The organism is Maribacter stanieri, from assembly GCF_900112245.1.
In the GTDB taxonomy this organism is placed as follows: Bacteria; Bacteroidota; Bacteroidia; order Flavobacteriales; family Flavobacteriaceae; genus Maribacter; species Maribacter stanieri.
In genome coordinates this window covers 1,465,041-1,487,027 of sequence record NZ_FOYX01000001.1, presented here as the reverse complement: position 1 = coordinate 1,487,027, position 21,987 = coordinate 1,465,041, and the positions used below count along the sequence as shown (strand labels likewise).

Annotated in this window: 19 protein-coding genes and 1 tRNA gene; 6 read left to right on the top strand and 14 right to left on the bottom strand. The window is 34.3% G+C overall.

Translation table 11 applies throughout. The annotated features are described in order from the left end of the window. Positions 1-19: 19 nt before the first annotated feature. The 6 genes from BM296_RS06370 to BM296_RS06345 form a co-directional block, all read right to left on the bottom strand. Positions 20-643 (bottom strand): ExbD/TolR family protein, encoded by a 624-nt coding sequence (locus tag BM296_RS06370; RefSeq protein ID WP_027065005.1) that lies wholly within the window; start codon positions 641-643, stop codon positions 20-22. Positions 644-658: 15 nt separating this feature from the next. Continuing rightward, positions 659-1,090, bottom strand: coding sequence for a hypothetical protein (locus tag BM296_RS06365; protein WP_027065006.1), 432 nt, complete (start codon positions 1,088-1,090; stop codon positions 659-661). A 25-nt stretch (positions 1,091-1,115) separates the two neighbouring features. After that, positions 1,116-1,865 (bottom strand): MotA/TolQ/ExbB proton channel family protein, encoded by a 750-nt coding sequence (locus tag BM296_RS06360; protein WP_027065007.1) that lies wholly within the window; start codon positions 1,863-1,865, stop codon positions 1,116-1,118. Between the two features lie 76 nt (positions 1,866-1,941). Continuing rightward, a tRNA-Ser gene (locus tag BM296_RS06355) sits at positions 1,942-2,029 on the bottom strand. Positions 2,030-2,100: 71 nt separating this feature from the next. Next, positions 2,101-3,132 (bottom strand): asparaginase, encoded by a 1,032-nt coding sequence (locus BM296_RS06350; protein WP_091902208.1) that lies wholly within the window; start codon positions 3,130-3,132, stop codon positions 2,101-2,103. A 21-nt stretch (positions 3,133-3,153) separates the two neighbouring features. Further along, positions 3,154-3,921 (bottom strand): TatD family hydrolase, encoded by a 768-nt coding sequence (locus BM296_RS06345; protein WP_091902206.1) that lies wholly within the window; start codon positions 3,919-3,921, stop codon positions 3,154-3,156. Between the two features lie 37 nt (positions 3,922-3,958). Between BM296_RS06345 and BM296_RS06340 the strand changes: the two genes are divergently transcribed. Continuing rightward, entirely contained in the window at positions 3,959-4,408 is a 450-nt protein-coding gene (locus BM296_RS06340) for a retropepsin-like aspartic protease (RefSeq protein WP_091902205.1), read from the top strand. A gap of 40 nt (positions 4,409-4,448) precedes the next feature. Here the strand turns inward: BM296_RS06340 and odhB are convergent, their stop codons facing one another. Both odhB and BM296_RS06330 read right to left on the bottom strand, forming a co-directional pair. After that, entirely contained in the window at positions 4,449-5,681 is a 1,233-nt protein-coding gene (odhB, locus tag BM296_RS06335) for a 2-oxoglutarate dehydrogenase complex dihydrolipoyllysine-residue succinyltransferase (RefSeq protein ID WP_091902203.1), read from the bottom strand. A 25-nt stretch (positions 5,682-5,706) separates the two neighbouring features. Beyond that, positions 5,707-8,502, bottom strand: a complete 2,796-nt coding sequence (locus BM296_RS06330; RefSeq protein WP_091902201.1) for a 2-oxoglutarate dehydrogenase E1 component — start codon at positions 8,500-8,502, stop codon at positions 5,707-5,709. Positions 8,503-8,875: 373 nt separating this feature from the next. Here BM296_RS06330 and BM296_RS19610 point away from each other — a divergent pair, with 373 nt between their 5' ends. Both BM296_RS19610 and BM296_RS06320 read left to right on the top strand, forming a co-directional pair. Beyond that, positions 8,876-9,136, top strand: coding sequence for a hypothetical protein (locus BM296_RS19610; protein WP_245786975.1), 261 nt, complete (start codon positions 8,876-8,878; stop codon positions 9,134-9,136). Positions 9,137-9,172: 36 nt separating this feature from the next. Beyond that, complete coding sequence (locus BM296_RS06320; RefSeq protein WP_091902200.1) at positions 9,173-10,276, top strand: acyltransferase family protein; 1,104 nt, start codon at positions 9,173-9,175, stop codon at positions 10,274-10,276. Between the two features lie 15 nt (positions 10,277-10,291). On the opposite strand, the gene BM296_RS06315 is transcribed toward BM296_RS06320, so the two are convergent. The 4 genes from BM296_RS06315 to BM296_RS06300 all read right to left on the bottom strand — a co-directional run bounded on the left by BM296_RS06315 (position 10,292) and on the right by BM296_RS06300 (position 14,253). Next, a complete protein-coding gene (locus tag BM296_RS06315) occupies positions 10,292-10,645 on the bottom strand; it encodes a hypothetical protein (protein ID WP_027065015.1) in 354 nt (117 codons plus the stop codon). Positions 10,646-10,689: 44 nt separating this feature from the next. Next, positions 10,690-11,961: a metal-dependent hydrolase family protein gene (locus tag BM296_RS06310; protein WP_091902198.1), complete on the bottom strand. Its 1,272-nt coding sequence runs from the start codon at positions 11,959-11,961 to the stop codon at positions 10,690-10,692. Between the two features lie 76 nt (positions 11,962-12,037). After that, positions 12,038-13,054, bottom strand: a complete 1,017-nt coding sequence (galE, locus tag BM296_RS06305) for a UDP-glucose 4-epimerase GalE (protein ID WP_091902196.1) — start codon at positions 13,052-13,054, stop codon at positions 12,038-12,040. Positions 13,055-13,098: 44 nt separating this feature from the next. Beyond that, a complete protein-coding gene (locus BM296_RS06300; RefSeq protein WP_091902194.1) occupies positions 13,099-14,253 on the bottom strand; it encodes a DegT/DnrJ/EryC1/StrS family aminotransferase in 1,155 nt (384 codons plus the stop codon). Positions 14,254-14,343: 90 nt separating this feature from the next. On the opposite strand from BM296_RS06300, the gene BM296_RS06295 reads away from it, so the two are divergent. From BM296_RS06295 to BM296_RS19700, 3 genes are all read left to right on the top strand, one after another. Further along, positions 14,344-15,591, top strand: coding sequence for a 3-deoxy-D-manno-octulosonic acid transferase (locus tag BM296_RS06295; RefSeq protein WP_091902192.1), 1,248 nt, complete (start codon positions 14,344-14,346; stop codon positions 15,589-15,591). A 182-nt stretch (positions 15,592-15,773) separates the two neighbouring features. Then, positions 15,774-15,905 (top strand): hypothetical protein, encoded by a 132-nt coding sequence (locus BM296_RS19705; protein ID WP_262493276.1) that lies wholly within the window; start codon positions 15,774-15,776, stop codon positions 15,903-15,905. A gap of 226 nt (positions 15,906-16,131) precedes the next feature. After that, positions 16,132-16,254 (top strand): hypothetical protein, encoded by a 123-nt coding sequence (locus BM296_RS19700; protein WP_262493277.1) that lies wholly within the window; start codon positions 16,132-16,134, stop codon positions 16,252-16,254. 427 nt (positions 16,255-16,681) lie between these two features. Here BM296_RS19700 and BM296_RS19605 read toward each other — a convergent pair whose 3' ends face one another. Then, positions 16,682-18,784, bottom strand: a complete 2,103-nt coding sequence (locus tag BM296_RS19605; RefSeq protein WP_245786974.1) for a family 16 glycosylhydrolase — start codon at positions 18,782-18,784, stop codon at positions 16,682-16,684. Positions 18,785-19,090: 306 nt separating this feature from the next. Further along, the gene (locus BM296_RS06285) at positions 19,091-21,895 is read right to left on the bottom strand and encodes a helix-turn-helix and ligand-binding sensor domain-containing protein (RefSeq protein WP_245786973.1); all 2,805 of its coding nucleotides are present in this window, start codon (positions 21,893-21,895) and stop codon (positions 19,091-19,093) included. Positions 21,896-21,987 lie beyond the last annotated feature (92 nt).

Sequence of the window (21,987 nt, the reverse complement as noted above, 5' to 3'; positions counted from 1 at the left end):
GTTACTTTTAATTTATTAATTATTCGCTTGAAGTTTCTGCTTCAGATAATTTCTGTGGAAATAACCCTTGTATTCTTGTCACCTTTTCTTTTAATTCTTCTTTTACAGAATCATCAGTTTCAGGATTTAAATACTCAGCTTCCATAGCAACGTAATCTTTACCGAATAAACGTTTTGCTTCTCTATTTCTAAGATCATTGTATGCACCTACCAATTCATTTTGAACTGTAATGTAAGTACTATACTTTGTCTCACGATCATTCTTCAATGAGATAATTGCTTTTGTTGGATTATCCGAAGACTCAGCATTACGTTTTCCTTTACAATAGCTACAATAGTCAGGACTTCCTGACGGTGCTCCACCGTTATCTAAAAACGCCATTGCTTTCTCACGCAACTTATCTATTGAAAGAATTTCATCTTCCACCAACAACTGTCCATTCCGGTTAATATTCACCGTAAAGATGTTCTTTTGTTTAATAATTGGTGGTGCTTCAGTAGGTGGCTCCATTGGTGGCAACATACGATCCAATCCTGCATCTGTTTCAATAGTAGTAGTTACTAAGAAAAAGATAAGTAAAAGGAAAGCTATATCCGCCATTGAACCCGCACTAACTTCTGGTGCTCCTGCTCTTCTAGCCATAGTTTTCTATTTTTATTATTTACTAAACATATTTTTAACAGATGGTATAACTAAAGATAGTATTGCAATTATTGTAAGGATAAAAAATACATTTAATCCCATACCAATATTTTTAACAGTACTCTCATCCGTCATAGCAGCAAACTCAGGATCAACATCCGTTCCGCTAGCTAAAACGTAAGAAACTCCAACTACTAATAAAAAACCACCTACTACGAACAAAGTTTTCTTAAGACCTTGTGGATTGGCAAATAAGTTTTTCAAAGTAAACACTAAACTTACTACAACAGCTATACCTAATAAAAGATAAGTGATAATAAACATTGTGTTCAAAGCTCCACTAGAAGCAGCTTCTGCTGCCGGCATATCTGAACTTGGTAATAAATACCATAGTATAGCACTTAATACACCTATAGCAATTAATGCTATTTTAATAATTTTTTGCATAATTTTTAGGTATTAAAAGTGATACTTATTTTTTGTGATCTACCAACATATCGATTAAAGTAATCGAAGAGTCTTCCATATCATTAACTATACTATCAATTTTAGCGATAATGTAGTTATAGAAAATTTGAAGGATAATAGCCGTAATAAGACCAAATACCGTTGTTAATAATGCAACCTGGATATCACCTGCAATAAGAGATGCACTTAAGTTACCAACAGCTGCAATCTTTTGGAAGGCTGCAATCATACCGATTACCGTACCCATGAAACCAAGCATTGGAGCAATAGCGATAAATAAAGATAACCAAGAAACGTTTTTCTCTAATTGTCCCATTTGAACACCACCATAAGCAACAACAGCTTTTTCAGCAGACTCTATACTCTCACCAGCCCTATCCAAACCTTGATAGTAGATAGAAGCAACAGGTCCTTTTGTATTTCTACAAACCTCTTTAGCAGCTTCAACACCACCAGATGCCAATGCGTCTTCAACTTGTTGTTTCAACTTGGCAGAATTTGTACTAGCCATGTTCAAATAAATAATTCTTTCAATAGCAACTGCCAAACCAAGGATCAAACATAAAAGTACGATACCCATGAAACCGGCACCACCAGTAATGAACATCTCTTTTAATAGTTGAGTAAATCCTCTTTCCGCTTCAGGAGCTCCTTCTTGAACTAGCAAAGCTACTGCTGCTACTTTTGCACTTACAATATTTGTACCTGCTACAAATGCCCCAGCGACTGCTAGGCTTGGGAATAATTTTTTCATTTTTTCAAACTTAAATTAGTTAGTTAATAGGGTTAAAGATAAAAAAAAACAATATAAAAAAAGTAAAACTTACTTGCAGAGAGGAAGGGATTCGAACCCTCGATACCCTTTTGGGGTATACACACTTTCCAGGCGTGCGCCTTCGACCACTCGGCCACCTCTCTAGGTTACCTTTTTTAAGGGTGGGCAAATAACAAAAAAAATATTAGTTATCGAAATTAAACTGGTGTTAAATTTAAAGCATTTCTCCACGCAAAGAGGTTTCAAAAACGGTTTTGAACAACTCAGGTGAGACATCACTACCTAGTAAATACATTGCCTTAGTAATAGCAGCCTCGGTTGTAATATCCTTACCATTAATCACTTGCATTTTCTTTAATCTAGAGCTTGTTTCATAATGACCCATCATAACCGCGCCGCCTGAACACTGAGTTACATTAATTATATGGATTCCTTTATTAATTGCGTTATTTAATTTTTTCAAAAACCATTCTTCCATGGGCGCATTTCCTGAACCATACGTCTCCAAAACCAATGCTTTTAAATTTTTTGCCTCCAATATTGCATCAATAATATTTTCATTAATTCCCGGAAATATTTTCAATATCGCCACATTATCATCCATATTTCTATGAGATTTTAACGTTAATTTCTTTTTTTGAGGCAATAAATATTCGCCAAAAACCGTCAAATGAACTCCAGATTCTATTAAATGAGGATAATTTAATGAAGCAAAAGCCTGAAAATGTTCTGCATTTATCTTTGTTGTTCTATTACCCCTATACAGCTTATATTCAAAATAAAGTCCGACTTCTTGAATAACCGGTTTTCCTTTTTTGTACAAAGCTGCAATTTGAATTGCTGTAATTAGATTTTCTTTTGCATCTGTTCTTAAGTCCCCAATAGGTAATTGAGAACCGGTCAAAATCACAGGTTTCGATAAATTTTCTAACAAAAAACTCAATGCTGATGCCGTATAGCTCATTGTATCACTACCATGCAACACTACAAATCCATCAAATTCATTATATTTTTCAGTTATGATATCTGAAATAGCAATCCAATGAGTAGGATTCATATTCGATGAATCTATTGGATGGTCAAAGGAAAAACTAGATATAGTGCAGTCTAATTGATTTAGCTCTGGTATGTTTTTCTGCAACTGAGAAAAGTCAAATGCCTTTAAGGCTCCAGAAGTATAATCCTTCATCATACCAATTGTACCACCTGTATATATCAATAAAATATTCCTTTTCTCCGAGCTCAAATCTTAGTCTTTAAATTATAATTATACACCAAAAACTTCTTTAGAGTTTTCTGTTGTTTTTAAAGCAATGTGTTCATTAGTGACACCATGAATATCTGCTAAGCGTTCTAACACATTAACTATATATGCACTTTCATTTCTTTTCCCTCGGTAAGGTGTTGGAGCTAGATAAGGCGAATCTGTTTCCAATACAATATCATCTAAATCTATTTCATTTAAAAAAGTATCGATTTTACCATTCTTAAAAGTAACTACTCCACCTATACCCAATTTTAAATTATATGAAATTGCTGTTTTCGCCTGATCTAAAGTACCTGTAAAACAATGAAAAACACCTCTTAAATCTTCACCTTTCTCTTTCTCTAATATTTCAAAAACCTCATCAAAAGCATCACGGCAATGAATAACAATTGGTAATTTTTTCTTTTTAGCTAACTGAATTTGTTGTCTAAAAGCATCCTGTTGTTCTTTTAAGAACTTCTTTTCCCAATACAAATCAATTCCTATTTCCCCTATTGCATAATACGTATGCTTTTCTAACATCTCCTCAATATGCAAAAGTTCACTTTCATAATTTTCTTTCACATGCGTGGGATGCAAACCCGACATTAAAAACATATGACCCGGAAAATCCTTTTCCAAGCTCAACATACGCTCCGTATATGTTGAGTCTATAGCTGGTATAAAAAATCTTTCAACTCCCAAATCAATGGCCTTTTGGATAGTCTCTTTTCTATCTTCATCAAAGGCTTCACTATATAAATGTGTATGCGTATCTGTAATTATCATGCCGCAAAAATAGACTTATCTTTGAAAAAAATGAATTATGAGTACCCTCAAAAAATTTTTGAAGCATAAAGACTACGTACGCATTCCACTTATATTAACTGCTACTGACCATTTTGAAATCAATGTTGAAATAAATTCAGTAAAAGGACGGTTTATTTTAGATACTGGCGCCTCAAATACATGCGTTGGGATGGACAAGATCGATCATTTTAATTTAATATCCGAAGAATCAATTATTAAAGCTGCGGGAGCAGGCGCAACTAATATGGAAACACTTGTCTCCAAAAAAAATAAAATAGAATTAAATTCTTGGTGTTACAAAAAATTAGAGATTGTATTATTTGATCTAAAACACGTTAATGAAGCATTAACAGCCCATAATGCAGAACCAGTAGATGGAATTATTGGCGCAGATATCCTTAAAAAATCAAAAGCAATTATTGACTATGATAAAAAATGCATATACTTAAAAAAGAAAAAGCGCTGAGAATAACTCAACGCTTTTATTATATCAAATCTTAAGAAAATTACATTTCCAAAGCTTTCTTCACATTATTATCCATTAATAACTCTTCAGGATTTTCTAATGCTTCTTTTATAGCTACCAAAAAGCCAACAGATTCTTTACCGTCAATGATACGGTGATCATAAGAAACTGCTACATACATTATAGGTGCTATAGCAATAGCCCCATCGCGCGCAATTGGTCTTTCAACTATATTATGCATACCTAAAATTGCACTCTGTGGAGGATTAATAATTGGTGTAGATAACATTGAACCAAATACACCACCATTAGTTATTGTAAAAGTACCACCGGTCATTTCATCAACTGTAATTTCACCTTCACGAGCTCTTATCGCCAACCTCTTCACTTCTGCCTCAACACCTCTAAAGGTTAAGTTTTCTGCGTTACGTATAACAGGCACCATTAGTCCTTTTGGACCAGACACAGCAATACTAATATCACAGAAATCATAAGAAACCATCTCTTTACCATCAATCATTGAGTTCACAGCAGGGTACATTTCTAAAGCTCTTACTACAGCTTTTGTAAAAAAGGACATAAAGCCTAACCCTACACCATGCTTGCTCTTAAAGTCTTCTTTATACTTATTTCTAAGTTCAAAAATAGCACTCATATCCACCTCGTTAAAAGTGGTCAACATTGCTGTTTCGTTCTTTGCAGAAACCAATCTTTCAGCAACTTTTCTACGCAACATTGATAATTTGGAACGTGACTCGCCACGGTTACCACCAGTTGGCGACCCCATAGACGGTACTGCACTAACAGCATCTTCTTTAGTAATTCTACCATCACGACCAGAACCTGAGACAGCATTACTATCAATTCCTTTCTCGTCTAAAATTTTCTTTGCAGCAGGTGAAGGCACACCAGATGCATATGTCTCTTTCGCCTTAGCAGGCTGAGGAGCCTTTTCGGCAACAACTTCTTTTTTAGCGTTCACTTCCTTTTCGTCTTTAGTTGCGCTAGGTGCCTCTGCAGAACCTTCTGGTTTAGCGGCACTAGTATCAATTAAACAAACGATTGCACCTACAGCAACAGCATCACCTTCTTCCGCTTTAAGTGTAATTATTCCACTAGCTTCTGCTGGTAATTCCAAAGTAGCCTTATCTGAATCTACCTCTGCAATTGCTTGATCTTTTTCTACATAATCCCCATCTTCAACTAACCATTCCGCTATTTCCACCTCTGTGATAGACTCTCCCGGAGATGGGACCTTCATTTCTAGAATCATTCTTTCTATAATTTGATATGTTATTTTATTTTTTAGGTTTGGACATATTGTCCTTTGTTTTGTCAAATACGTAATCTATAACTTGCTGATGACGCGCCTTAGATCTAACTGAACTACCAGCCGCAGGAGCTGCATAAAAACGTCTTGATGCTACCCTGAATTTTTGGGCTTCACTAAAATGCATTAATAAATGACTCCATGCACCCATATTTCTAGGCTCTTCTTGTGCCCAAACAATATCTTCTGCATTTTTATATTTAGCTATAGCTTCTTTCATAGCTTTTTCTGGTAATGGAAATAACTGCTCCACTCTAACTAAAGCTACATCGTCTCGTTTATTCTCTTCTTTTACAGCTAAAAGATCATAATAGAATTTACCTGTACAGAAAACTAAACTTTTTATTTTTTTAGCATCAGCAGACTCATCGTCTATTACTTCCTTGAAACCACCATTATTTAAATCTGCAATTTTAGATACAGCTTTTGGATGTCTCAATAAACTTTTAGGAGTAAATATGATTAACGGCTTTCTAAAATTAGCCTTCATTTGTCTACGAAGAATATGAAACATTTGTGCCGGTGTGGTCACATCTGCTATATACATATTATCTTTTGCACACATTTGTAAGTAACGCTCCATTCTTGCAGAAGAGTGCTCGGCACCTTGACCTTCATAACCATGCGGCAACAACATTACCAAACCATTTTGAAGTTTCCATTTATCTTCCGCTGCAGAAATATATTGGTCAATCATAATTTGCGCTCCATTGCTGAAATCACCAAATTGTGCTTCCCAAATTGTTAGCGTATTAGGGCTAGCCATAGCGTAACCATAATCAAAACCAACAACACCATATTCTGATAAAAGTGAATTATAAATTTGAAATTTAGCTTGTTTTTCAGATAACTGATTTAACAAAATAAGCTCTTCTTCACTTTCTTCTACTTTCATAACCGCATGACGGTGAGAAAAAGTACCACGCTCTACATCTTGTCCAGACATACGAACCGCAAAACCTTCTTCCAACAACGTACCATATGCCAAAAGCTCTCCCATTGCCCAGTCAAGATTATCCGCTTCAAAATACATGTTGTAGCGATCTTTTACCAGTTTCTCAACCTTACGCAAGAACTTTTTACCTTTTGGCAAGGCAGTAATTACTTCAGCAATTTTATTCAGTTTCGTTTTAGAGAATGTGGTATCTACAGCTTCCATCATCTCCCATTCACGAACATTTTCAAAACCTTTCCATTCATCTGCCATGAACGGTGTAATTATGGTTTTATCTTCTTTACGTGAGTCTTCTAATTTCTCCTCTAAAGAATCCTTGTATTGTTTTTCTAATTGAGCTACATATGTATCATCAATTACACCCTCTTCTATAAGCCTTTCAGCATAAATATCTCTAGGATTTTTATGTTTTGCAATCGCTTTATATAATTTTGGCTGTGTAAATCTTGGTTCATCACCTTCGTTATGACCATATTTTCTATAACCCAACAAATCTATAAATACATCACTAGCAAATCGCATTCTGTACTCTAAAGCAAAAAGTGAGGCATGTACCACAGCTTCGGCATCATCAGCATTAACATGTAATACAGGGCACAATGTTACCTTAGCAACATCGGTACAATAGGTAGATGTTCTTGCATCTAAATAGTTTGTCGTAAAACCAATTTGGTTATTTACCACTATATGTATAGTACCACCAGTCTTATAGCCATCTAACCCGGCCATTTGAACTAACTCATATATAAGTCCTTGACCAGCAATAGCAGCATCACCATGCACTACAATAGGTAGCACTTTTGAAAAATCATCACCATAATGAGCATCTTGCTTTGCTCTAGCTATACCCTCTACCACTGCACCAACAGTCTCTAAATGAGAAGGGTTGGGTGCAATATTCATCTTTATTTTATTTCCGTTATCTGATTTTCTATCGGATGTCCAACCCAAGTGATATTTAACGTCACCGTCAAAAATCTCTTGTTCATAATCCTTACCATCAAACTCGCTAAAGATATCTTTTGCAGACTTACCAAAGATATTGGTCAATACATTTAACCTACCACGGTGTGCCATACCCATAACAAATTGCTGTACGCCCATTTCCGCTGCGCGTTCAACAATTACATCTAAAGCAGGTATCAACGATTCATTACCTTCAAGAGAGAATCTCTTTTGACCTACATATTTAGTATGAAGAAAAGATTCAAATGAAATCGCATGATTTAACTTCTTGAGAATATGTTTTTTACGATCAGATTCAAAATTAGGATGATTATCATTAACATTTATCCAATCTTGTATCCATTTTACACGCTCTGGCTTTCGAATAAACATATATTCAACACCAATAGCATCACAATAGATACTGCGCAAATGTCTAACAATCTCTTTTAAGGAATTTGGACCTATACCAATTATGTCACCAGCATTAAACACCGTTTCTAAATCAGAAGATGTTAATCCGAAATTTTCAATTTCTAATGTAGGCTCATAATGTCTTCGCTCACGTACCGGATTTGTTTTCGTAAATAAGTGCCCCCTACTTCTGTAACCGTCAATTAATCGAATTACCTGAAACTCCTTCTGTAGAGATTCTGGCATTTCACTTTTATTGCCGTTTACTAATACTGTAGTTCGATTCTCATCAATTTCAAGTTCTTCTAACGAACTTTCCATCCCAAAGTCGAATCCTTGAAAAAAGGCTCTCCAACTTGGCTCTACACTATCCGGGTTTACTAAATACTTATCGTATAACTCTGAAAAAAAAGAGGTATGAGCGGTATTCAAAAAGGAATATTTATCCATGAATTACTTTCTGTATCTTTAGAATAAATTTCTAACAAAAATACAACATTTACAATATCTAACGATAGAATGCCATGTATTATTGAAAAAAATGAAACTTTAAAACAAAATCACCATATGTGCTTAAAAAAATTAATTTTCACAGGGCTAGCACTATGTAATGTCACTTTATTACTAGCTCAATCGTCCAATAATGGTGTTGATTTTTGGAATAACGTAAGATTTGGTGGAAGTATTGGATTGGGATTCACAAATAATGGGTTCAATGGGTCTATTTCTCCGAGCGCCATCTATCAATTTAATGAGCAATTTGCTACAGGAGCTAGTTTGAGTTTTAATTATGCAAAGTTTGACGAAGATAAATTCTTAGCATATGGAGGCAGTATACTTTCACTCTACAATCCTATCCCTCAAATTCAAAATGTCTGCAGAATTCGAACAATTACGTATAAATAGAACCATCGCCACCCAAACTATTGATATAGAGGATAATTATTGGTTACCTGCATTTTTTGTTGGTGCAGGTTATAGCACCAGAAATGTAACTGTTGGTCTACGATACGATTTACTTTATGATGACAACAAAAGCATTTATGGAAATGCGCTTATGCCATTTGTACGTGTATACTTTTAAAATTCATTACCTTTCATATGGACCAAACCAACCAACATGAATAAATTAAAAAATAGATATCTATCATTAGATGTCTTTAGAGGCATGGATGTTGCTCTCATGATAATTGTAAATTCACCAGGCAATGGCGACACCAGTTTTGGAATTTTAAATCATGCCGTTTGGAACGGATTTACGCTCACCGATTTAGTATTCCCTACATTTTTGTTTGTAGTTGGTAATGCCATGAGTTTTAGTATGAAGAAGTACGAAGCCATGGGAAGCGGTGCTTTCTTAAAAAAAATATTTAAACGTTTCTCTATTATTTTCTTATTAGGCTTCTTGATGTATTGGTTTCCTTTCTTTGAAGATGGTGGTCTAAAACCTATTGCAGAAACTAGAATTTTTGGCGTATTACAACGCATCGCCCTTTGTTATTTATTAGCTTCTATTCTTCTTCATTATTTCAAAACACGAAGTGTTTTAATTTTCAGTGCATTGGCATTAGTTGGCTATCATATAATATTACTTGCATTTGGAGACTTAACCTTAACCGGGAATGCAGTTTTAAAACTTGACAAATCACTTATTGGCGCTGACCACATGTACCATGGCAATGGAGGTATTGCTTTTGACCCAGAAGGCCTACTAAGCACTTTACCTGCCATTGTAAATGTTATTGCTGGTTATTTTACTGGTAAATTCATTCAGAAAAACGGGCAAAATTTTGAAACAATTGCCAAACTTATAATGATTGCCGGACTTTTAATTATTGCAGGATTTGCTTGGGATTTAACGCTACCTTTTAATAAAAAACTTTGGACTAGCTCGTTTGTATTACTTACAAGTGGAATTGACATATTTGTAATTGCCATTTTGATTTATTTATTAGATATGTCTAAACCTGGAAAATGGACGTACTTTTTTGAAGTGTTTGGCAGAAACACTTTATTCATTTATTTATTATCTGAACTATTCATTATTAGTCTAGCTGAAATTTCAATGAAAGGAACCACTTTATATAATTGGATTGCAAACAATGTTTTTATTGCCGTGGCAGGTGATTATGTTGGATCGTTACTATTTGCCTTATGGGTTATGCTAACCTGCTGGTTTGTTGGCTACATAATGGATAAAAAAGGGTTTTACGTGAAAGTGTAATTATAAAATTCAGCATTACTTATATTTATTTCGATACCATACCTTTTTATATTCTCTTTTAAGAATTAAGAAAGTAACCTGGCCAGAGACATCTACGGTATCTGTAACCTCTATATTTTCGAATTCTTTTTCAGGAATATCAATGATATACATAAGATTAAGGTATTCAGCAAAATGCTCCATCATTAAGTAGTATACTTTCTCTTTAATAAGTACTATTAACTGGGTTGCGTTTAGTTCATTAGATATTCCCAAAGGGATATTGGCAAGGACAAAATCCTTTTCTATTTGGAGCATCAATTTATCAAAAAGTAAATCATCTAATGCCACTTGCATTAATTGCTCACTAGTATCAACATTTAAATTCATGCACCAATTCTAACTATTAAATAAAAAAGTAATTATCAACTTAGCTATTTCTTGTAAACAACACCTTCTTTCATTACAAAAATTACATCTGTAAGTGTTTCTACATTGTTTAGAGGATTCTCATTTACAGCTACAATATCAGCTATATAACCTTCTTTAATTTGACCTCGCTCATTTTCACCTAAAAGCATTGCATTGGTAATAGTTGCCGAACGTAACGTTTCAATTATTGGCATACCAGCTTTATGCATGTAAACGAACTCTTTTGCGTTATCTCCATGAGGCGATACACCTGAATCTGTACCGAAAGCCATACTTACACCTTTTTTATAAGCCTTGGCAAAAGTGGCATTCAATTTTGGTCCAATTTCCAATGCCTTTTTAGCAACTACGGGTGGTAAATAATTAGGAATTTTTGCCAATCTCGCCGCTTCTTGACCTGCAGATATTGTTGGCACCATATAGGTATTGTGTTTTATCATTAAGTCCATAGTTTCCTCAGACATCAATGTTCCATGCTCTATTGTTTTAATTCCACCTAAAATGGCTCTTTGCATACCTTCGTCGCCATGTGCGTGTGCGGCAGTAAGCATACCGTAATCATTAGCAGTTTCTGTAATCGCCTTTATTTCCTCAATAGTAAACTGAGGATTTTGACCACTTTTTGCAACACTTAATACTCCGCCAGTAGCAGTTATTTTAATAACATCTGCACCTTCTTTGTAACGTTGACGAACAGCTTTTCTACCATCTTCAGGAGAATTAACAACACCTTCTTTTGGACCTGGATCACCCATTAACTCATTACTTCTTCCATTAGTTGGATCGGCATGACCACCCGTAGAAGCAAGAGCTTTACCTGCAGTAAAAATGCGAGGACCTACAATTGTACCTTTGTTAATGGCATTCTTAAGTGCAATATTAACTCCTGACCCACCCAAATCACGTACCGTGGTAAAACCGGCCATTAATGTTTTTTCTGCGTAAACCGTAGATTGAAATGCTACATCAGCTTCGTTTTTGGTGAAAGCTTCTAAATACCTAGATGGACTAGACTCACTTTCAATATGAACATGCATATCTATAAACCCAGGTAAGACTGTCTTAGATTTTAAATCTACCACTTGATCAGCGGCACTACCAACCACATAACCATTCTTAATTTCCTTTATTTTCTTTCCTGAAATGAAGATGGTCTTCTCAGACAATATTTTACCTGATTCAACATCCACAATTTTACCGCATTGAAGGTAGGTGTCTTGGGCAGATGTTACCGTGAAAATAAGTAAGAATAAAACTAGTAAAGAATTTTTCATAAAAGGTGGTCTTTAAATTAAATAAGGGGAAATATAGCTATATTTCCCCTTATTAATATTGTTAAACCGTAAAAAATCAGTCACGTATTTTCTGCTCCCAGATCCATGCATAATTCATGGCTTCTTCTAAAGTATACTCCGCTTTCCAGCCCAATACCTTATTTGCTTTTGTAGTATCTGCATAAGCTGACGTAATATCCCCAGGTCTTCTATCTACAATTTTATAATTCAATTTTCTACCAGAAACTTTCTCAAAACTTTGTATTGCTTCCAAAACAGAACTTCCAGTTCCCGTACCTACATTGAAAACCTCATAGTTAGCTTCATTTTTACCGTTCAATAAACGTTCTAAAGCAACAACATGGGCTTTTGCTAGATCCACAACATAAATATAGTCTCTAATACATGTACCATCTGGCGTAGGATAGTCATCCCCAAATACAGATAACTCTTGTCTAAGTCCAATACCCGTTTGTGTAATGAATGGAACCAAATTCTGCGGAACACCTTTTGGCAACTCCCCTATTTCTCCACTAGGATGAGCTCCCATTGGGTTGAAATAGCGCAATGCTATAGCATTTAAACTAGGTGTAACTTTACAGGTATCTGAGATAATCTCTTCGCCCATTTGCTTGGTATTACCATATGGAGATTCGGCAACCTTTACAGGCGCATCTTCTGTAATTGGCATTTTATCTGCCTGACCATATACTGTACAAGAAGAACTAAAGATAAAACTCGCTTTATTTTTATTACAAAGTTCTTTCAAAATATATACTAAAGTACCAATGTTATTTTCATAGTACAATAATGGTTTCTCTACACTTTCACCCACAGCTTTTGAAGCAGCAAAGTGAATAACACCTTCAACGTCTTGGTGCCTTTGAAAAAAGTCCTCAACCTTATGTTTTTCTTTTAAATCTAGCTTCTCATAAAGTGGCTTCTTTCCGGTAATCGCTTGTATACCATCAAGTACATTTTCATCAGAATTTGAACAATCATCTATAATGACAACATCAAAACCTTTGTTTTGAAGCTCCACTACAGTATGCGACCCTATAAATCCTAATCCACCAGTTACTAATACTTTCATTTACTATATTTTTTGAAGATTATCAAAGTTAAAAAACGTTGCAACTATTCATTAACAAAACCGATAATCAACTGAGTAATGTAGTTGATCTGTTCTTCATCAAGTTCGGTATGCATCGGTAACGAAATAACCTCTTTCACTAACTGATTAGTTATCGGAAAATCTTCTTCGTTATATCTTTCATCTACGTAAGCTTTTTGCTTGTGTAGCGGAATTGGATAGTATACGCCAAATGGAACTTCATTTTTAGCTAAAAATTGTCCTAATTCATCTCTTTTTCCATTTGTAATTCTTAAAGTATACTGATGAAAAACATGGCAATCACAAACATCACAAATACCTTCACAATTATTTACAGTAACCGGAGTAATAATATGTTCTTGTCCCTCAAATGCTTTTGAGTAGGCACGTGCAGCATTTCTTCTAGCCTCACAATAACCATCTAATTTCGGCAGTTTAGCTCGTAGCACCGCTGCTTGTATAGAGTCTAGTCTTGAGTTTACTCCTACCACATCATGATGGTAGCGTTCATACATACCATGATTTACAATACCACGTAATGTATGCGCCAGTTCATCATCATTTGTAAAAATTGCACCACCGTCGCCATAACAACCTAAATTTTTAGAAGGAAAAAATGATGTAGCACCAACATGCCCCATACTACCTGCCATATGCTTTGTACCGTCTTTTGAAAGATATTTAGCGCCAATTGCTTGTGCATTATCCTCAATTACAAACAAATCATGCTTTTTAGCCAAATCAAGTATAGCATCCATATTAGCACATTGGCCAAAAAGATGTACAGGCACTATTGCCTTCGTTTTTGGCGTTATTGCTTTTTCTATGGCTTCTATATCAATATTGAAAGTGTCTGGATATACATCTACTAGAACAGGGGTTAATTGCAATAATGCAATTACCTCTACGGTAGCGGCAAAAGTAAAATCTGCTGTAATAACCTCGTCACCAGGTTTAAGACCTAGCCCCATCATAGCTATCTGAAGTGCATCAGTACCATTTGCACACGGAATTACATGTTTAACCTGAAGATATTCCTCTAATTCCTTTTGAAATGCATGAACCTCTGGACCATTTATAAATGCCGAAGTTTCTAATATTTGGGTAATAGAAGTATTTACCTGATCTTTTATTTCTTGGTATTGACCGCCAAGGTCTACCATTTGTATCTTTTTCATCTCTTGAAATTACATGAAGTGATACAAAAATACGAAACAGGCGACACTAATTTTATGGAAAGAAACGTAATTTAGCCCAAAAGCATCAGTTTGTACTTTCTTTATAATCTTATTGTCATTAGTGCGTCTGCAATTCTTAAGTTGCTGGCATTGGTAAACCCTAAACTTTCATTGTTTGTTAATGGAAGAAAAGAAACATTTAATCTTATTAAAGATACCATTTCAAAAACCGATAAGGTTATATGGATACATGCAGCGTCTTTAGGTGAATATGAGCAAGGCCTACCGGTTATGGAAAAACTGAAACTTCTATACCCAAATCATAAATTCTTACTTACTTTCTTTTCCCCATCAGGATATGAAGTGAAAAAAAATAGTAAAGTTGCTGATGTCATTTGTTATTTACCTCTGGACACTAAAAAAAATGTCCACAAATTTCTAGAAGCGGCACACCCTGATTTAGCAATATTTATTAAATATGAAATTTGGCCAAATTATTTAGCTGCATTAAACAGCGTAAATACACCAACATTTTTAATTTCTGCCCTGTTTAAAAACAACCAAAATTTCTTTAAATGGTATGGAAGTTTTATGAGAAAAGCATTAACCAATTTCTCACATTTCTTTGTTCAAAATAAAAAGTCCAAAGAGTTATTAAATTCAATTGATTTCAAAAATGTAACTGTAGCAGGAGATACCCGATTTGATAGGGTCACTGAAATTTTAGACCGCAATAATTCACTGGAATTTATGGCGCATTTCAAACAAAATCAATTTTGTTTTGTATTGGGAAGCACATGGCCAGAAGATGAGAAGTTGATAGTAGAATATATAAATAACACTTCGCTACCCATCAAATTTGTTATTGCACCACATACTATAAAAAACAAACATGTTGAGGAAATAATTGAAGCTATAAAAAAACCTGTGGCTCGTTTTTCCGAATTGGAGAACATTGCGATTGAAGACTATGAAGTCCTTATAATTGACACTATTGGCATATTAACCAAAATCTACAGCTATGCCGATCTAGCATATGTTGGTGGTGGTTTTGTTACTGGTTTACACAATACCTTAGAACCTGCCGTTTTTGGTATACCTGTTATTATAGGCCCAAATTTTAATGGATTCGCAGAGGCGGAAGAATTAGTTCAACTGGGCGGTGTAAATTCTATAAAAGATTCAAGTCAATTCAATAATCTTGTAAATACTTATTCTGAAAATAATAAGTATCGGTTGAAAATAGGACAAATCAATGCCAATTATATTCAAGAAAAAGCTGGAGCTACAAAAAGAATCGTAGATGAATTAAAGTCAGTTTTTCCTGTAAAAAATTGAGAAATCTTCAATTATCTTAGCGCTATTATTTTATAATCTAAAATATTAATTTGAGCTCTCGAAGCCTCTCATTTCATACTTTGCACTGATAATATGATACGTTAATCGATTTTACAGTCCTATTCCACAGTACTTTAAGGCAGATATACCTATATTGAGTACAGAACAATAGAACTATGATTATGGAACAAGAACTAACTTCAGGAGTTAAAATACTCAACGGATTTCTTAAATTAATGATTACATGCTTAGTCATTATACTTTTAGCAGTGCCATTAGCAGGAATAGCAGATTGGTTGGGAATAATTAAATAGGTCTATCATAACTAAACTTACAAGTTGGTAGTTTGCTTTTGAACAATCCAAACAAACTACATATCGATTAAATGTAATTTTAATAGATGAAATGCGCTTTTTCACAATCCCATACCACAAAAAAGTAAGGTTTTACATCGATTTTGTAAGTTTTTACCACTTTAAGTATATAAATGTTGCTTAATTCAACTAACTTTAGTAGTGTAACTTTAAAGTAGGTAATGTTATGAACAATTTATCATTTAAAACAGGGGTAGAAACTTATCTATCCATCCTCATTATTGCAATGAATGCTTTTTTAGCAGTTGTTGCAGTAGGAGCCTTTTTAGCCCTAATCGGGATTGTCTAACCCTTTAAAACCATACCCTATTGTTAAAAAAATACTTTAACAAAAAGCCCCTTTAAAAAGGGGCTTTTTTATTTTAAAAAAATAAAGTAATCTATAATTACTTCGTCAATCTTGATTTTGACTTTCGTCTTCTTTTCCATATATCCAGCACATCAAGTGAGAACGGCATTGTTTGCCATATGGTAGGGTAAACCTTATTATTTTTCATTCTTTAAATTATTTGCAATATTATTATGCAAAGGTTATTTAATGTATAACAATACAAAACATGGATATTATCAAGTTTCTATGCTGGATTAACTTGAATACTCTTTTACCTCACTTTTAAATCCAATTCAACAAATCGTTTTACTAATAGCCTTATAAATTACAAGCAAAAAAGCCGTCAAAAATGAATTTGACGGCTTCCCTTTTTATTAAATTAATTCTATTGGTAAACCCTTACATAATCAACCTCCATGGTATCTTGAGTAAATTCAGCATCAATAGCTCCACCTAGTGTGCCACCCATTGCAATATTCATAATTAGGAAGAAATCACTATTAAAAGGTGTAGTTGCACTATTGACTAAACTATTATGGACAAGCTCCCCATCAACTACGAACTTAATACTATCTGGAGTCCATTCAACTGTATAGTTATGAAATTCTGACGTTGCGGTTTCTACAGAAGTACTACCTACAACTGCATTACCACCAAAATTACCAGGATAATGTAACGCACTGCTAATAGTATTGCTGTTGTTACCTACATGCTCCATAATATCTATTTCACCCGTTGCAGGCCATCCTACTTCATCAAAATTGGCACCTAATGCCCAAAGTGCAGGCCAAGTACCACCAGCTGAAGGAAGTTTTGCTCTAATCTCTACTCTACCATATGTGAATTCAAATAAATTTTCAGATTTAATTCTAGCAGAAGTATAAGCTGCATCACCCGAAGGACTTACTCCGAAATCAAAGAACAACACTACTCTATCATAATTAAATGCAGGAGCCGAGCTAAGATCAAAGGTTAGCGTTTCCCAAGACTCAGCAACAGTTGTATTGGCATCTACTTCAAAAAACTCATCTGCATTTGCCTGATTTTCAATTTTCAAGCGAACCACCGCACCTATTGCAGGTGACCAAGTCTTAATCTCCATACTAGAAAATGTCACTAAATCTAATGGCGAAGTAATATCAAAGAAAGATCCGCCCCAAACCTCAGCTCCACTATTTTTGGTAGATTCTCCGACTGTACTTGATGTATTTAAACCAGATGCATCTGGATTATCGATAACTGCAGTTGAAACACCTCCAAAATCTGTAAATGCCGGTGCATCACCTTCAAAATTTTCTACACTAGCCGTTTCGCCGCCAGTTGCTACCAAGGTCACATCATCGTAATAATGAACTGCTCCACCCACAGCACCTGAACTACGTGCCGTAATCTTAAGAACGCCATCTTCCACAATTACATTATCCGAGCTATCTGTATATTCTTGAGCTTCACCGTTACCCCAGCCACCTGCTCCAAGGTCATACGTCCAATTTGCAGGATTAGGTGCACCATCAACATCAAACTCATCAGACCATACCAAATTAGTATAAATGGTCTCCAAACTTTCTTCACCGCCGTCAACCGCGGCAGCAGATGTAAATTTATGATACCAAGCTAAATCCGCATTCTCCGTATCATATGTTCTAACATATAATTGAGTATCACTAATAAAAAGTATTTCATAGGTAGATGACCCTACGTAATACCCCATAAATCCTTCATCAGAAAAATTCAATTGAATACCAGTAGTTTGATCCTCAGGTACATTTCCAGATACTTGTGAAAGAGCTACCGCCTTAGCTCCAGAAGTATCAAACTCGTAACAAAAATCAATATCTTCTGCACCACCTACGACTGCCTTGTGACCAACATTAAAATATGTTTGCCCCTTATTGTCCAAAGTGTAAGACATAGTACCGTTCTCTTCAACAGAAAAAGTAAGTTCATCATCACAAAGACAATCAGAATCTTCAGAGCCACATTTCTCAAATGCTGAAGCAGAATACCATTTTGGATACCACCAATCACCATCAATGCCTTCTCTAGCCGGACCAAGTCCTAAATGCCCAGGTTGTGAAGCTGCTAAAAACCAAGTTTTTGAAGAATCGTTAGTTAGAAAAGAAACCGTTTCTGGGTCGGTAAATGAAAGTGTTACTGAGACATCAAAGGTCTCTGAGGTAGTTTGAGCACTTCCAGAGCCTGCAGTAACTTTTACGGTATAGGTATTATCACCTACCATTTCGTACTTTTTACTTATACTTCCTGTCTTTGACAAACCTTTGGTTCCATCACCAAAATCAAAATGATAAAACCGGGCATCATCGGCAGATGCATTAAAGGTGACTTCTCCTGAACCGTCACCACTTATTACTGTTGTTACAGAAAGATTTGTTGGTGCTGTTGGCGTAGGCGGAATGTCCACATCGTCATTATCACAGCTCATAAAAACCGTAAACATTGCTAAAATTAAATACATAATTTTTTTCATAATCTTGTTAATTTAAAGTTTGAGTTAATTATTTCTCTACTTAATAAAACACTTGAAACATAAAATTTTATGATTCCATTTCATCAAGTTCGTGCTATTGCAATATAATTTAGCCGATTACCAATTCCGAAATATTAACCCATACAAAAAACATACAATTCAAAAATTGCATCTAAATAATAATAAATCGTCAATAATAGCAGGTATTTATATCAATTAATCAAAATTGATATAAATCTGACTTTGCTTTAGCCAAGAGAGAATGTTGTGGTAATGTTGTGGTAATTTTACCTAGTGTTGAGGAAACTATAAATTGATGATATACTCGGTTAAACCAGCTTCATGTGCTAAATTCATTTTTTTTCGCAAACGATACCTTTTCACCTCTACGCTTCTAACAGATATATTTAAAAGTGGAGCAATTTCTTTAGAGGATAAATTCAATCTTAAGTATGCGCACAATCTCAAGTCGTTTGCAGATAAATCTGGATGCTTCTCTTTTACATTTTTCAAAAAGTCTTTATCGGCATTATTAAAAGCATTTTCAAAAAACTTCCAATCGTCAACGTTATTAATATTTCTATCTATAGTTCTAATAACTGATTTTATTTGAGGATTTTCATCACTCTTTTTCAACTTGTCTTTGATTGAATTTAAAAATTCATTCTTCTTTATAATACTCATGGTAGAGATTGCCAATTCTCTATTCTTACTTTCAACCAACTCTTGTAACTGCTCATTCTTAATTTGAATAATTCTCTTTTGGCTTTTTAATTTTTTACGTTTTAAAAGCCTTTGATTTTCTTTTATGAGTTGCTGCTGCTGCCTTTTATAATGGTTTCTATATAGTTTATGAATTAAAACAGAAAGCAGAGCCCCAAGTAAAATATAACATAAAATTGCCCAGTAAGATATATACCAAGGTCGTTGTATAACAAACGCATAAGTGGCTATGTTTTTAGATAACTCATTGCCCACTCTTGCTCTTACTTTAAATTCATAAGAACCATATGGTAAATTTTCAAAGGAAACATTAGGGTTTGTTGACCAACTACTCCATTCATCATACAACCCATTTAATTCATACTGGTAGTATACCTCTGTGTACTTATCATACTCGGTAACATTGTAATTAAAATTTATAGTATTCTCTGCATATTTAAATTCTTGAGTATCATTAAGAACAATATCCACCTTAGGGGATTCGTGTGTTTTTCTATAAATGGAATTAATATGTATTTGATAATCTTTCTGTTTTACTTTTTGTAAATCTAAAGTGACGTAACCATTAGAGATTCCAATTAAATAAAGTTCCTTTTCTAAATGAACCACAGATTCAAAACCCAAGACACCCATACTGCGTCTAAAAGATTTAGGAATTGGAATTTTTACTGTTTGTGGTTCATTACTTAAATGCCCATTAGAAACACTAATTATATTATCATTTGTAAATCCCCATAACCTTTCTGAATTATTGGTGGATTGTAGAATACCAACAATACTCTCATCAGTATTAAAGAATTTAGTGGTCAGTACAGAGTCTTTCAGAAAATCATGTTGTTCCGCATTATATTTAAAAACTCCGTTTATAGTACTGTAAACAATTTCATCTCTATAGCGAACCAAACTTGAACCAATACCTTTAGATTCTTTATGATTGCTTTCTATGACTTTAGTAAATTCTGAATCAACCGTTAAATCGAATATCCCTTTATAATCATGATTTACAAGTAAATGATGTTCCCCAACAAATTCAAAAAACCTACTAGAATTATCAAATCCTATAATATCATTACGGTATTGCCATTGATTATTTTTTCGTTCCAATACACTTAAACCTTTATAGTTTCCTTGTATCAATAAATCTTCATGGTTTTTTAATGATTGAATATCCCAAGTTCCTGGTTCATTAGAAATCTTGGTTGCATTTTCATTTTCTATAACGTAAGTACCGTTATGATGACCACAGAACAATGTACCGTCAATTTCTTTTAATAACCATACTTGGCCTTGTGTACCATTTACAAGTTGAAACCCATCTACCCCAAAGGTTCTTCTATAGAATAAACCCTGATTAGTACCTAAATATAAAATGTTACCTAATTTCTTAGCAGTATACACAACACCAATAGCACCAACATGATCTATATATTCTTTAAATGGTGAGTCTAAATTTATGATGGTTATACCATTATCTAGCCCCAGCCATAAATTTTGGTCGTAATCTTGAAATAATGATAATACTGTATTATTGTTTAGCCCTTTTTCTTGATTAATATGCCTTATCAACATCCCATTAGCATCTAAATGAAAGATACCTTTAGATATCGTTCCCAATATAATAGAACCATCATTTAGACGTAAAGTACTATGAATTTTGGTTGTTGATAAATCTATTTCTGCTGATATTTCCCGTTTTATCAGCTGAGAACCATCTAAATAATAAAATACTCCAAGTTCCGTAATTACTAGAATTTTAGTTGCGGATTGAAAAGCACCAACAATACCCGTATTTTTAAGAACTGCATCATCAGATACCAAAATAGGTATTCCATTATCTAGCGTATATAAACCTTTACCAATTTTTTGAAAGTATAATTTATTTCCAACTTCAAATATTTTAGGACTTACGGTCTCTGCCTCCAATATTTCAAATGAAGCATTCTTAACATTGTAGATATAAATTCTATCTAAGGATTGAAATAAAATCCAATCTTTAAAATGCGTAATATTCCAAAAATCCTCATCTTCTATAAGGGAAGTATTTAAATGAGCTGATAGTGAAGTGTATTCTAAAGTCCCAAATTCATTTCCTTTCCAATATCCAAATTCCATGTAACTACCAGTGTAAACCCTATCATCAACAACCTTAACGGATTTTACAGGAGTACCGTAAGGAACTTGATATAACTTCCACGATGTACCGTTGAATGCCAATAAACCACTATTGTTGGCTAAGTACACAGAGGCATCATTAGATTGGTCTATAGACCAATTTTGATTACCGGCATTATATTCTATAGGAGTAAAATTCTGTATTGGCGGCAACTCTTGCGCTGAAATACACAATGTAAAAAGAAATATTACACTAAAATAAGATTTCAATATCATTGAAGGGGAGATGAAATTTGTTGAATTTAAATATAAGATATTTAAAATTGGACATTATATTAAGTGCATTGAAATTCCTTGACACTAAAGTA

Coding starts and splice junctions, on each gene's coding strand:
- BM296_RS19605 (WP_245786974.1), bottom strand. CDS start 18,784: ATGAAAAAAATTATGTATTTAATTTTAGCAATGTTTACGGTTTTTATG.
- BM296_RS06365 (WP_027065006.1), bottom strand. CDS start 1,090: ATGCAAAAAATTATTAAAATAGCATTAATTGCTATAGGTGTATTAAGT.
- BM296_RS06315 (WP_027065015.1), bottom strand. CDS start 10,645: ATGAATTTAAATGTTGATACTAGTGAGCAATTAATGCAAGTGGCATTA.
- BM296_RS19610 (WP_245786975.1), top strand. CDS start 8,876: ATGGAGGCAGTATACTTTCACTCTACAATCCTATCCCTCAAATTCAAA.
- BM296_RS06340 (WP_091902205.1), top strand. CDS start 3,959: ATGAGTACCCTCAAAAAATTTTTGAAGCATAAAGACTACGTACGCATT.
- odhB (WP_091902203.1), bottom strand. CDS start 5,681: ATGATTCTAGAAATGAAGGTCCCATCTCCGGGAGAGTCTATCACAGAG.
- BM296_RS06370 (WP_027065005.1), bottom strand. CDS start 643: ATGGCTAGAAGAGCAGGAGCACCAGAAGTTAGTGCGGGTTCAATGGCG.
- BM296_RS06345 (WP_091902206.1), bottom strand. CDS start 3,921: ATGATAATTACAGATACGCATACACATTTATATAGTGAAGCCTTTGAT.
- BM296_RS06330 (WP_091902201.1), bottom strand. CDS start 8,502: ATGGATAAATATTCCTTTTTGAATACCGCTCATACCTCTTTTTTTTCA.
- BM296_RS06320 (WP_091902200.1), top strand. CDS start 9,173: ATGAATAAATTAAAAAATAGATATCTATCATTAGATGTCTTTAGAGGC.
- BM296_RS19700 (WP_262493277.1), top strand. CDS start 16,132: ATGAACAATTTATCATTTAAAACAGGGGTAGAAACTTATCTATCCATC.
- BM296_RS06310 (WP_091902198.1), bottom strand. CDS start 11,961: ATGAAAAATTCTTTACTAGTTTTATTCTTACTTATTTTCACGGTAACA.
- galE (WP_091902196.1), bottom strand. CDS start 13,054: ATGAAAGTATTAGTAACTGGTGGATTAGGATTTATAGGGTCGCATACT.
- BM296_RS06285 (WP_245786973.1), bottom strand. CDS start 21,895: ATGATATTGAAATCTTATTTTAGTGTAATATTTCTTTTTACATTGTGT.
- BM296_RS06300 (WP_091902194.1), bottom strand. CDS start 14,253: ATGAAAAAGATACAAATGGTAGACCTTGGCGGTCAATACCAAGAAATA.
- BM296_RS19705 (WP_262493276.1), top strand. CDS start 15,774: ATGGAACAAGAACTAACTTCAGGAGTTAAAATACTCAACGGATTTCTT.
- BM296_RS06360 (WP_027065007.1), bottom strand. CDS start 1,865: ATGAAAAAATTATTCCCAAGCCTAGCAGTCGCTGGGGCATTTGTAGCA.